A 12,834-nucleotide genomic window follows, 5' to 3' on the forward strand; every position below is an offset into this window, starting at 1 on the left:
CCGGCCGAACGGCAACCGCACCGCAATCGTCCCCCGGGGAGAACGGGTCTCGCGTCGCGAGCTCCGTTCTCCCCGTTTCTGAATGCTAGCCTCCCAGACGAAAAGGAGTACCATCATGGACTACGCCATCGCCTTAGCCGCAGGACTGCTCTCCTTCCTGTCGCCCTGCATCCTGCCTCTGATTCCCGCTTATTTCAGCTATATGATCGGCTCCTCCGCCGCCGATGCGCGCGCCGAGTCGAAGCGCTCGGACGCGCTCGCGAAAGCCTCGTTCTTCGTATTGGGCTTCTCCGTCGTATTCGTATTGCTCGGCATCTCCGTCAGCTCGATCAGCCGATTGTTCTCCGACCATCTCGATCTGATCCAACGGATCGGCGGGGTGCTCATCGTGGCGTTCGGCATCCATATGACGGGATTGATACGCCTGCGTTGGCTGTACAAGGAGAAGAGGCTGCAGATGCCGGCGAAATTCGCGGGCAACGGCTTCGCGCCGCTGCTCATGGGAATGGCGTTCGCCATCGGTTGGACGCCTTGCATCGGACCGGTGTTATCTTCGATCCTGATCTACGCCGGCAGCCTGGGCACCTTGGACAAAGGCGTGCTGCTGCTCGCGCTCTACGCGCTCGGCATGGGCATGCCGTTCCTACTGTCCGCGCTGCTCGTCGACCGGTTGTCGCGGCTCCTGAAGCGCGTGAATAAGTATCTCCCCGCGATCGCCGTGGCGAGCGGCGCGATCGTCATCCTCATGGGCGTCCTCGTCTACACGAATCGCTTGGAAGCGCTCGGACAATACGATGGAATATTCAATCTATAAGCGAGGAGTATACCTATGGCTAGAAAAACGATTCTCTGGGGCGGCGTCCTCGCGCTCGTCCTGTTATCCGTCTACGTGACGAGCCATTACAGCATCAGCGAACCCGAAACGACGGATGCGGCTCCGCTCCGGGCCGCCGGCGCCGAAGCTCCCGCTAGCGCGACCGGCTCGGAAAGTCCGGCGAGCCCGGCTGCGGATCCCGATGCGACCGCAAGCCCCCAAGACTCCGCAAGCGCGGAACAACCGGCAAGCCCCGCCGCCGAAGAGCTTGAGCTGGCAAGCGACTTCACGCTGACGGATCTGCAAGGCAATACAGTATCGTTATCGGATTTCAAAGGAAAGGCCGTCTATCTGAACTTCTGGGCTACCTGGTGCAAGTGGTGCAAGAAGGAAATGCCGGAGATGGACAAGTTCGGCGAAGCTTACAAAGACCAAGGGCTCGTCATTCTCGCGATCAGCGTAGGGGAAGATCGGGATACCGTCGCGCAGTATATCGAAGAGTACGGCTACAAGTTCGGCGTCCTGTTAGACCCGGACAAGAGCATCGCCCAGCAGTACGGCGTCAAGCCGATTCCCGTCTCGATCTTCATCGACAGGGAAGGACGCATCGTTCACCGGAAGCTCGGGTACTTGAGAGAGGCGGAAATGCAGAAGCAAATTGAACGGATTGTAGGATAAGATAACATTCGATTGAAAACAGTTCGGGACATGTAACTCCTTACGCTGCAATTACGGTCGAGAAACTCTGAATTGGCAACCCCGCAACGCGGAGATTTCTCGACCGTAAAATGCCGCCGCTTCGCTCTTCAGGAGATACATGTCCCTTCCTTTTTCATCGAATACTTAAAGGAACAGAAAAGGCGGCGTAAGGGATATCTCCCTTACGCCGCCTTCTAATGTGTCCGATTACGCCGGGGTAACGACAAGCTCTTCATCGTCGTCGTTGTTATTGAACGCTTCGCGATCGAACTCGCCTTCGGAGTTCGCCACGAGCAACGAAGTTACCGTCGTGCCCGTCGCGTTGACTGCCGTACGGCCCATGTCGATCAGCGCTTCGACGCCCGCCACGATCGCCATGCCTTCGAGAGGCAAGCCGAGCGCTGTCAGTACGACCGTCGTCGAGATGGTAGCCGGTCCAGGCACGCCCGCGACGCCGATCGAAGAGATGATGCTTACGAATACGAGAACGATATAATCCGTCGCGCTAAGATCGATGCCGTAGATCTGGGCGGTGAATACCGCCACGATCGCCGGCCAGATGCCTCCGCAAGCATTGAAGTTGACCGACGCGCCCAGAGGAGCGACGAAGCTTGCGATGCGCGGCGACACGTGCAACCGCTTCGTGATCACTTCGAGATTGATCGGCAGCGTCGCGAAGCTGCTTCTCGTCGTGAACGCGACCGCGATCGTCGGATAGATTTTACGGAAGAACTTGATCGGATTCACCTTCGCCACGAACAGCACGAGACCGCCGAAGATAACGACGAAGTGGATGATCATCGCGACGTACGAAGTGACGATGACGCTGCCCAGCTCTTCGAGCGTCTCCCAGCCGTACTTGGCCGTGATGCCCGCGATGAGCGCGAATACGCCGTACGGCGTCAGACGAATGACGAATTTCACCACTTGGTGAAGCACTTGCGAGAGCGACTGGATCAGATCGCGAACCGGCTTCACCGAATCCGGCTTCTTGGCGCCGAGCTTAATGATCGCTACCGCCAGGAAGATCGCGAAGATGAGCACCGGCACGACTTTGCCTTCCGCGGCTTCGTTCACCGGGTTGGCGGGCACGAGAGCGAGGATAACCTCGGAGATCGTCGGAATCTCGCGCGCCTCGAAGCCTTCCGGTATGACTTGCTGAATGCCTGCGCCCGGATTGAACAAGAGCGCGATGCCAAGGCCGATCAAGGAAGCGATGCCCGTCGTTCCGAGGAACCAAGCGAACGTCTTGAACCCGATCTTGCGAAGGTAATCCAAGCTCGTCAGCGACGAGATGCTGTTGAGCACGAGCACGAACACGAGCGGAACGACGAGCATGCGAATCAAGCTGATATAGATGCTGCCGAACGTCGTAATGCCTTTCGTCTCGAATTCCAGGTTCTGGAACGCGATGCCGACCACGAGGCCGAGTCCCAACCCGATCAGCACCCTCGTGCCGAAGCCGACGCGCTTGCGCGCGAGCGCGTATAGAATCGCGAAGACGAATATCGCCGTCACGAAGCTGTACCAGTTCGTCTCGAACGCGTTAAGCAGATTGTTATTGATGTTGTCCATTTTACCCACCCTCTTGTCGACTATTAATTCCAATTACGTTGATCGGAATAATAGATATAATGTACTGCGGAAACTACGAACTGTCAATCGTATTTTGTGCTTCGTCTACGAATAATAAACGGGACGTATCGGCGTCACTCGCCAATACGTCCCTCTATGAACGCTATAGTACCCGCTGCTCGTCTACGATGATCGGAAGAGCCGACCGGTTCGAATGCTCCCCGAGCATCCGCTCGATCCGATCGCCGGCGAGCGGAGGACTGCCGAAGTATCCTTGCATCTCGTCGCACCGGTGCCGGCGCAGGAAGTGCACTTGGTCCTCCGTCTCTACCCCTTCGGCGATGACCTGCAGCTGCAGGTTGTGCGCCATCGCGATAATGGCTGCGACGATCGCGGCGTCGTTCGGATCCTGCTGGATGTCCCTCACGAACGACCGATCGATCTTCAGCCTCGCGATCGGAAGCTTCTTCAAGTAATGGAACGAGCTGTACCCCGTGCCGAAGTCGTCGATGCTGATGTTGACCCCGAGATCTGTCAGTTCCTTCAGGCTCGAGGAAGCCCGATCGACGTCCATCGTCATGCTCTCCGTAATCTCCAGCTCGAGATATCTGGCTTCGAGACCGGTCTTCGCCAGTACTTCGGCCACCTTCTCGGTCAAGTTCTTATGCGCGAATTGCCGGATCGACAAGTTAACCGACACCGGAATGCGCGGCAATCCGGACTGCTGCCACGCCTTGTTCTGGCGGCACGCTTCCTCGATGACCCAATCGCCCAGCGGCACGATCATGCCGCTCTCTTCCGCGGCCGGGATGAATTCGCCGGGCGGCACGAGCCCCCGTTCGGGATGTTGCCATCGAACGAGCGCCTCTAGTCCGACGATCCGGCCGGAAGCCAGATCGTACTGGGGTTGGTAATACAGCCGGAATTCTCGATGATTCATCGCCCGGCGCATCTCGTGTTGGATCGTCAGCTTCTGCATGGCGACCGGATCCATATCCTGCGAGAACAGCAAGTAGTGGTTCTTCCCGTTCTCCTTCACCCGGTGAAGCGCCGTATCCGCCCGCCTCAGCAGCGTACCGGCTTCCGTATCCGCATCGTCCAACATCGCTACGCCTATGCTTACCGTAATATGCACGGGCAGGTCGCCGAGCTCGAACGGTTCTACCAATACGTCCATGATGGCGTCCAGCCTTCGCGCCGCGTCTTTGTCGTCTTCAAGCCGATCGAGCAGCGCGATGTACTCGTCGCCCTCCATCCGGGCGATGTCGCCCGTCTCCGGCAAGCATCTCGTTAACCGTTCGGCGATCTGCAGCAGCAGCATGTCCCCGAATTCGCGGCCGAACGAAGCGTTGACGAGCTTGAACCGGTCCACGTCGATGTAACAGACCGCCAGCTTCGTTCCGGACGCTCGTGCGCCCTTCAGCTTCTCGTCCAGCCGGGTCGTGAAGAAGCGCCGGTTCGGGAGTCCCGTCATGTCGTCGTAGTACGCCATGTAGCGAATCTTCTCCAGCGATCGCTTCCGATCGCTGATATCCTGAATGAACGCCACGATGCCGACGGGCTTGCCTCTGCGTACGAGTGGAGACGTCGAGATGTTGAGATCGACCGGGTGACCTTGCTTATGGATGACGCGAATTTCCTGCGAGACGCTTCGACCCTTCAGCGTATGATGAAAAGCCTTAAGCGTCGCATCGTAGAAGTCTTCGTCGACGATCTTGGCGAATGGCTCTCCCGCCATCTCTTCCTTCGAATAACCGATTAACTCCGAAGGATCCCGATTGATATCGAGGAACCTTCCGTGCTTGTCGATGACCGCGAACACGATCGGGCTGCTGTCATAGAGCGATTCCAGCAGCTCGGGTTGATAAGACGGCGCATTTCCCTTCCGGGAGCTTCCCCGGCGTCCGAACCACCAGCCGAGCGTCGCCGCGCCGGCTACCGCGATCGTGCCGGCCAACATCCATGCAGGCCCTATATCGTCCACGCATCGACTTCCTTCCTCCGCATTCGGGGAAACGTGAGAACTCTCTACTTCTTCCATTATAAGCGCTAGTCGATAGATGTATAGAGAAATCCCAATATTTTCATTTCTTAGGACGCGCCGCGAGCGCCAGGCAGATCCAGCCGGCGATGAAGGCCGCGCCCCCCAGCGGCGTGATTGCCCCGAGGATCTCGACGTCGCTTAACGCAAGCACGTACAGGCTTCCGGAGAACAGCACGATTCCGACGAGCAGCAGCCTTGCCGCCCACAGGGCTAGATGCTGTCTCGGCAAACGTTCGATCAAGAGCGCGACGAGCAGAATGCCGATCGCATGGAACATATGGTATTGCACGCCGGTCTCGTAGACGTCCATCATGTCCGCGGACAGCTTGTCCTCTAACGCATGCGCGCCGAAAGCGCCCAGCACGACCGACAGCATCGCCGCCAGCGCGCCGATTTTCACGTATTTAATCAATCGAATCCCTCTCCCGTTCCGTCATGGTCAAGCTTCCGAATTACCCAAACCTTCCTTATCATAACCGCTCCGCGACCAAATGTCGAAACTAGAAGAGCCGATCCCGCGCGCTTGCCGCGGAAGTCGGCCCTTCTAACGTTAACGCTCGATTCGATAGGCGGCGTACGCGCCCGGCATCAGCTTGAATTCGTACACGTCCGACTTCGCGCGCGCGTCCGTGCGGTAATGGCTTACCCCCGGCGCCTTGCCGAGCAGCCGGAGGGTGGACCCTTGCGGAATCGCGACCCGCCAATGCCCGGGATCTTCCCGGTACGACTGGACGACGAACGTATCGTTGTCGTAGACGAACAGCGACGCGGCGCTCTTCCCTTCCAGCCTAACCGGCAGATGGCCGGCCAAAACGAGCCGGATCTCGTTCAGGACGTCTTCCGGCAGCTTGGCGAGATCCGCGAAGTTGTCGGGAACGACGAGCGTGTACAGCGTGCCCTTGCCGTAATGGTCGTACATGAGGATCGGAATGTTATTGTCGCCGTTAAACCCGACGATGCGTTGCCACGTTCCGTTCGTCGCGTAGTCGAAAACGGGGAACGCAATCGGCGCGCCGTCGGCGAAATCCCGGAACGTGCAGCTGTCTGTGTTCGCTCCGTACCGGCCGATCGGCATCTTCTTCCCGGCGGGACGCAGCGTCGTCAGATGCTCAGCGCCTCTGCCCTGCATCGCTTCCACGAAACCGGAAGTCATGACGACGCGACCTCCTAGACGAACGAACGATTGGATTCGCGCCAGAATATCCGCGTCGTGAGCCGATGCAGCCGTAACGAGCACCTGCTCTTCCTCTCCGAACGCGGGAAAATTCGGGGACGGCTCTAGCGGAATGCCGAGATTGCCGAGATAATTGCCGAGATGGTCTTCGCCGCTCGCATGGTGCGGGTTGTACTCCCGAAGTCCCCGCGGATGACCGAGCTGACCGGCTACGACGTCGAGCTTGTCGAGCTGAAAACCGAGCGCCGGCACGTGCACGGAATCCTTGAGCAGTCCGTAACAGAACAGCGTCAGCTCGCGGGCCCGGCCGAATACCGTCAGGTTCGCCTGCTGCAAGTAATAATCGATGAACGTGCAGTCCAGATTATCGAACCACCCGCCGCCGTTAGCGCCCGGTTTCAGATGGTCCATCCAGCGAAGGAGCGAATAGGAAGCGTATCTCGGAATGCGTTGCTGGCTGTTGCCCGGGTTGCGCGTCTCCGTGCCCGTGTAAATGCCGTCGAACAGATCCGGCTGCAGCTCGGTATTGTAACCCGTCGCTTGATAAGATTCGATCCAGTTCGGATATTTGATCACGAGCTTCACGTTCGGATTGATCGCCTTGGCGGGACGGCGAATCAAATTCTCGGATACGTCCGTCATCAGCTCCAGCCGGTACTCGGCCCACGTCCGATGACCCTTCGCCTCGATGTCCGCGTCGCTCGCGCTGTTCGTGAAGAAGAAGTCGTCGAAGATGATCTCGTCGAATACCGACGCCGCGATCTCCACCTGTTCTTGAAATTTAGCCCGCGACTCCGGGTCCGCGTAGCAGATCGAGCCGAACAGGCGCGGATATCCCGGCGCGTAGGAAGCGGGCAGCGTCGGCGTAATGCCGCCGGCCGTCTCGATGCCTCTTCGCTCGAAGAACGCCTTCAGCTGGCGAAGGCGTACGGGGGACAGGCTGACTTCGCCGCGATGATTCTCCAAGTAGACTTTGGTTACCTTCAGGTGTTTCTCAAAAAAGGCGAGATCCCGCTCGAGCGCTTCCTCCGTAATGTCGGCGATGTCCGGCGCGGGACAATAGATGGCGAGCGTAAAGTCGTCATATCGTCGGTTCGTCATTGGCGCAGCTCCTTCATGTAGAATCCGATGCTTCTACAAGTATAAACGCGCGTTCACGATCCTTCTATATACTGCGGTGACCTCTATGGCACTCTGATGACGTCGTTAGCTTCCGGACTCGGTTCGCGCGCGGATTCGGCGGCGCGCATCGCGCGTTGCGGTGTGTGGCGCCGTTATAGCGGGCGAGTCCGCGTTGGCGAGCGTGCAGCGGTGCGTGGCACCGTTACAGCGTGCGGCGCCGCGACTTCGGGCGTGCAGCGGTGCATGGCACCGTTACAGCGCGCGAGTCCGCGATTTCGAGCGTGCAACGGTGCGTGGCGCCGTTACAGCGCGCGAGTCCGCGATTTCGAGCGTGCAGCGGTGCGTGGCACCGTTACAGCGCGAGATTCCGCGTTGGCGAGCGTACAACGGTGCGTGGCACCGTTACAGCGCGAGACTCCGCGTTAGCGAGCGTGCAGCGGTGCGTGGCACCGTTACAGCGTGCGGCTCCGCGACTTCGGGCGTGCAACGGTGCGTGGCGCCGTTATAGCGCGAGACTCCGCGACTTTGGGCGTGCAGCGGTGCGTGGCGCCGTTACAGCGTGCGGCTCCACGACTTCTGGTTAATACTTATCGCTGAATAATCCGCGCCCGATCAAGTCCGCCGTAACCGGCTTCAGGCCGATCTCGCGGGACCATACCGACAACTGGCCGACGTGGTGGATCTCGTGGGCGATCACGTGCCGCATCACCTCGCCGTAAGTATGGGGTTCCCGCTCCCCTTCGTCCGTAATATCGATCATGATGCGGTCTTCCAGACTATCGTTCCAAGCACGGACGAACGGAGCGAGCTCCGCGTGGCAGGCGGCGGACCACTCGCGAATTCGCCGGAAGCTCGCCACTTCCTCGAACGGAGGGACGACGATCGCCTTCTCTTGAATGCCGCCGCAGATCCACCCGTACTCGACCGCCACGATGTGATAGAGAGTCGGCAGAATGTAGCCGATGCCGCCGGTCCGTCTCTTCATGAGTTCTTCGTCGCTCACGCCCTCGCACCAGTCGAACCAGTCCTCGCGAACTTGCCAGTTATACTCGAATAGCTTGATCATACGGATTCCTCCATTCGAATGTCCGGAGCTCTACTTCAGCATGAACGACGTTCGGCTGTAGCCTTCCTTCGTTTTGCTAACTTCGAGGATCGCCGGAAAAGCTTGCTTCAGCTCCTGCACGTGGGAGATGACGCCGATCATGCGGCCGGCGCGCTGCAGGTCGACGAGCGCCTGGATCGCCTTGCCGAGCGACTCCTCGTCGAGCGAACCGAAGCCCTCGTCGATGAACATCATCTCGATCGAGACGCCGCCTTGGTACGCTTGGATGACATCGGTCATCCCGAGCGCGAGGCACAGCGACGCGTTGAACTTCTCGCCGCCGGACATCGACTTGACGTCGCGATTCTGTCCCGTGTAAGCGTCGTACACGTCGAGGCCGAGGCCGCTCTGCTTGCCGCGTGTCTCGAGCCGATCGCTGCGCTGCAGCAAGAATTGTCCGCCGGACAGCTCCTGCAATCGGACGTTCGCAGCCCGCAAAATCTGCTCGAGGAACTCGATCAGAATGTAGCGCTCGAACGAAATCTTCAGCGCATTGTCGCCTTTCAGCATCTGATACACGTCGGCGACGCTCTGATGCCGGCGCTCCAGCTCAGCGAGCTGGTCGGCCGACTTCCCGATCGCGGCCAGCAGCCGCTCCGCCTCCTGCTTGAACCGCTGAATGCCGTGCAGCTCGGCCGTCGCGCCTTCGATCCGCGACTTCAGCTCCGCGATCGCGGCATGCATGGCCTCAAGCTCGGGAACCGATCTTCCGTCCAGTTCGCGTTCCAGCTCCTCTATCTGCTGAAGGGTCGCCGCCCATGCCGATTTGAACGCCTCGATCTGCCGTTGCAGATTCGCCCGTTCCGGCTCCGGAAGCTTCGCCGACGCGTACGCAGCCGTATCTTCCGCGAACCCGCTCTTCGCGAGCGCATCCGCGAAACGCCGCGAGGCTTCCGCCCGCTGCAGCTCCGCCTCATCGAGCTGGCTCTTCTGCTGCGCGGCGTTCGTCCGCTCGACGGCGACGCGCGTCTGGGCGGCCGAGTGCGTCCGCTGCGCTTCTTCCCACGCGTCGTTCAAGCGCTTCAGCAGCGCCGACTTCTCGCTCGTGCGCCCGGCTAACAGCGCCGGCGTCCGAACGTCCTCCGGCACGCGATCGCGTTCGCTTACGAGCAGCGTCATCTTCGTGCTTCGCTCCAACGTGACCCGCTGAAGTTGCTCGAGCAGACGTTCGCGATCGGATTGCAGTTGCTCCAGCTGCCGATCCAGCTGCTCCAACGCCGTCTTGAGCGGTTCGACCTCGCGCTCCAGCCCTTCCAGCATGTCCTTGTCCGCGCGCAGCGCCTTGCCGTTCGTCTCGGCTTGCGCCAGCTGCGCGGACCACGGCTCGTCTGCCGACAATCCCAGCGCTTCCATCGCCGCCTTCTTGTCTCCTTGGACCGCGGAAGCCGCCGCGGCCTGAGCCGTCGCGTCGCCTAGTTCCTGCTCGGCGACGCGAAGCTGCTCCTTCAACGTTTGGATTTGCTCCCGCGACGGGATGCTGCCGACCGCCGAAGCCTTATGCGGGTGCTCCGCGCTTCCGCATACCGGACACGGCGCTCCGTCGTGCAAGTGCATCGCCAGCAGGCCCGCCTGGCCTTCCAGCCATAGCGCCTCCTGCTCGTCGTGCCGCTTGCGGGCTGCTTCCGCCGCTGCTCCGAGCGCCGTCCGATGACGGACGAGATCGCCGAGCTTCGCCTCGACGCCGATCATTTCTTTCAGCCACTTGTACTGATCGACGGCAAGCCGGTATTGCTCCCTGACCGCGTTCAAGCGGGCAAGCTCCGTCTCCGTCCCCTTCAACCGCTCCAGCTTCACGCGGCGCGTTTCCCGCAGCTCGCCAAGCTGCTTATCGCCGGCATCGCGCGCCGCGACTAGCCGCAGCTCATCCTGCTGCAGCCGAGCCAGCTCTTGCTCGCGTTGCTCCAGCGTCCGCACGACTTCGGCGTACTCGCCGAGCTTCTGCAACGCTTGCTGCGCCTCGGCCCGCTCCGGCTCGCGCGCTTGCTCCGCGCGCAGCCGCTCCTCCGCCGCCAATAACGCGCGCTCCGCCTCGGCGACGACAGCGACCGTCCGCCCGAGCTGCGCTCCCTTCGTCTCGGCGAGACGCGCGGTCGCGACCGCTTGCTCCTCGTAAGGCTCGATCTTAGCCGCTTGCTCCGCCAGCTGCACCGTGCGCGATAGCGCGTCGATCTCGCCTTGCCGCACGGCCATCTGCTCGCGCTGCGCCCGCTTGTCCGCCAGCTGCGCGAATCGCCCGGCTAACGCGAGACCGCCCTGCAACGCCGTCTCCGCATCTCCGAGCCGCGCGCTAAGCTCATCGCGACGCGCCGACACGACGGACGCCGATTCGCCGTAATAAGCCGCTTCTTGCGATAGCCCCTCCATCACCTGCGCCGAGCTGCGGAACGGTTGGGCCAGCGCCGTCCAGAGCGCGCCTTCCTCCCGGCGAGGCAACGTCTCCTCCGCCTGCTTCACGTAGACGTCCTGCGTCGCCTTCTCTTGCCTCAGCGTATCCTGCAGCTCGCGATACTTGCGTTGGAACCGTTCCTCCAGCTTCTCGTACAGCCCCGTACGGAAAATACGCCGAAGGATCTCTTCTTTATTATCCGTATCCGAAGTGAGCAGCTTGCGGAACTCGCCCTGCGGCAGCATGACGATCTGGCTGAATTGCTCCTTCGTCAGCCCGAGTATCGATTCGAGCTTCGCGTTCACGTCCGAGACGATGAATCGGTCGACGCACGGAACGTCTTGTCCGGACGTCGTCTCGTACAACTCGGCTTTGCCGCCGGTCTCGTTCTTGTTGCCGCTCCGCCGGTGCGGCATCTGCCGCACGACCCGGTACGTGCGCGAGCCGACGCCGAACTCGTAATCGATCGCCGTATGTACGTCGTCGGCCGCGAAGTGACTTCGCAGCATGCGCGTCTCCGCCCGGTCTTCCCCGCTCGCGCTCCCGTACAGCGCGAAGCAGATCGCATCGAAGATCGTCGTCTTGCCCGCGCCGGTGTTGCCCGAGATGACGAACAACCGGCGATCCTCCAGCAGCCGGAAGTCGACCGTCTCCGCGTCGCGATACGGCCCGAACGCCGTCATCTGTATTCGTATCGGCCTCATACCGCGCCCTCCTCCTCGCGAACGACTTCCGCGTAAGTCTCGGCGAACAGCGTCCTTCGATCCTCGCTAAGCGGCTGTCCCTTCACTTCTTCGTAGAACGCCGCGAACAGCGCCACCGGATCGGCTTCGCGGCGCGAACCGACGCCGCCGGCGTCCGCTCCCGCTTCCCCCGTCCCCTCGGCGACTGTCGCCGGCTTCACTTCCACGTGCATGGCGTTCGGATAGACGGCGCGCGCCTTCTCCATCGGGAACAGCACCGGATCGTCGCTTAGCAGCGTCACGAACACGTAGTCGTCCGAAGCCACGGAGGCCGCTCCCACGATATCCGCGACCGGTGCGACGACCCGTCTCATGTCTCGAAGCGGCGAGAACGTACGCTGCTCGACCGAAACCTCCCCCGAACCGTCTATCTCCACGATGTAATAGCCTTTGCGGTGATGCTCCTCGGAGATCGAATACTTGAGCGGCGAGCCGGCGTACCGGATCCGTTCGTCGCCGACGTGATGCGCTTGGTGCAGATGCCCGAGCGCCGTATAGTGGAACGCGCGGAAGTATTCCGCGTGTACGTGTTCGGCGCCGCCGACCGACAAAGGCCGCTCCGACTGGCTCGTGTTCTCTTGCGGCGCCGCGCCCGGAGTAACGAACGCATGGCCGACGAACACTTGCCTCGCACCAGGGACCATCCGCCCCTCGATTCGCGAGACGATCGCCTTCATCGCGTCGTCGTGCGTGCGGATCGACTCGTCCTCCAGCGCGAACCTCGCCTGCGCCGGATCCGCGTACGGCACCAAGTGAAATTGAACTTCCCCTTCGGCATCTCTCAATAAGACGGACTTAACGTCCGCCGAGAACTGACCTGCCAAGTGCAAGCCCCGCGCTTCCATGATGCGCGTTCCGAACGCGAGCCGGTCCGGGCTGTCGTGGTTGCCCGATATCGCGAGCACGGGCACGCCGATGCGCAGAACGAGCTCGGCTAACAGCTCGTCCAACAGCTCGACCGCCTCCGTCGGAGGTACCGCCCGGTCGTACAGATCGCCCGCGACGACGACCGCGTCCGGGCGCTCCCGCTCTACCGTCTCTATCAATTGCCGTAACGCGAACCGTTGGTCCTCCGTCATATAGACGCCCTGAACCAGCTTCCCCAGATGCCAATCCGCCGTATGTATGAATTTCATGAAGGCTCGTCCTCCTGCCTGCTTATCCGATATTCG

General features: G+C 61.0%; 9 protein-coding genes. 2 read left to right on the forward strand and 7 right to left on the reverse strand.

The annotated features are described in order from the left end of the window. Positions 1 to 115: 115 nt before the first annotated feature. Together ACFQZG_RS15970 and ACFQZG_RS15975 are read left to right on the forward strand one after the other, a co-directional pair. On the forward strand, positions 116 to 814 hold the full coding sequence (locus tag ACFQZG_RS15970) for a cytochrome c biogenesis CcdA family protein (protein ID WP_378154214.1): 699 nt from the start codon (positions 116 to 118) through the stop codon (positions 812 to 814). Positions 815 to 829: 15 nt separating this feature from the next. Beyond that, entirely contained in the window at positions 830 to 1,492 is a 663-nt protein-coding gene (locus tag ACFQZG_RS15975) for a TlpA disulfide reductase family protein (protein WP_378154216.1), read from the forward strand. A gap of 228 nt (positions 1,493 to 1,720) precedes the next feature. On the opposite strand, the gene ACFQZG_RS15980 is transcribed toward ACFQZG_RS15975, so the two are convergent. The 7 genes from ACFQZG_RS15980 to ACFQZG_RS16010 all read right to left on the reverse strand — a co-directional run bounded on the left by ACFQZG_RS15980 (position 1,721) and on the right by ACFQZG_RS16010 (position 12,798). After that, positions 1,721 to 3,088, reverse strand: coding sequence for a dicarboxylate/amino acid:cation symporter (locus ACFQZG_RS15980; RefSeq protein ID WP_378154218.1), 1,368 nt, complete (start codon positions 3,086 to 3,088; stop codon positions 1,721 to 1,723). Positions 3,089 to 3,251: 163 nt separating this feature from the next. Further along, positions 3,252 to 5,072, reverse strand: coding sequence for a putative bifunctional diguanylate cyclase/phosphodiesterase (locus ACFQZG_RS15985; RefSeq protein ID WP_378154220.1), 1,821 nt, complete (start codon positions 5,070 to 5,072; stop codon positions 3,252 to 3,254). Positions 5,073 to 5,172: 100 nt separating this feature from the next. Continuing rightward, positions 5,173 to 5,508, reverse strand: coding sequence for a DUF423 domain-containing protein (locus ACFQZG_RS15990; protein WP_378154501.1), 336 nt, complete (start codon positions 5,506 to 5,508; stop codon positions 5,173 to 5,175). A gap of 174 nt (positions 5,509 to 5,682) precedes the next feature. Continuing rightward, on the reverse strand, positions 5,683 to 7,407 hold the full coding sequence (locus tag ACFQZG_RS15995) for a permease (RefSeq protein WP_378154222.1): 1,725 nt from the start codon (positions 7,405 to 7,407) through the stop codon (positions 5,683 to 5,685). A 601-nt stretch (positions 7,408 to 8,008) separates the two neighbouring features. Beyond that, positions 8,009 to 8,494 (reverse strand): DinB family protein, encoded by a 486-nt coding sequence (locus tag ACFQZG_RS16000; RefSeq protein ID WP_378154224.1) that lies wholly within the window; start codon positions 8,492 to 8,494, stop codon positions 8,009 to 8,011. A gap of 30 nt (positions 8,495 to 8,524) precedes the next feature. Further along, a complete protein-coding gene (locus ACFQZG_RS16005; protein ID WP_378154226.1) occupies positions 8,525 to 11,623 on the reverse strand; it encodes an AAA family ATPase in 3,099 nt (1,032 codons plus the stop codon). Continuing rightward, positions 11,620 to 12,798 carry an exonuclease SbcCD subunit D gene (locus ACFQZG_RS16010; protein WP_378154228.1) on the reverse strand — a complete coding sequence of 393 codons (1,179 nt, stop codon included), beginning with the start codon at positions 12,796 to 12,798 and terminating at the stop codon, positions 11,620 to 11,622. Before ACFQZG_RS16010 ends, ACFQZG_RS16005 begins: the two co-directional genes overlap by 4 nt. Between the last annotated feature and the right edge of the window lie 36 nt (positions 12,799 to 12,834).

The sequence above is a fragment of the Cohnella sp. GCM10027633 genome (genome assembly GCF_042675445.1).
GTDB lineage: Bacteria > Bacillota > Bacilli > Paenibacillales > Paenibacillaceae > Cohnella.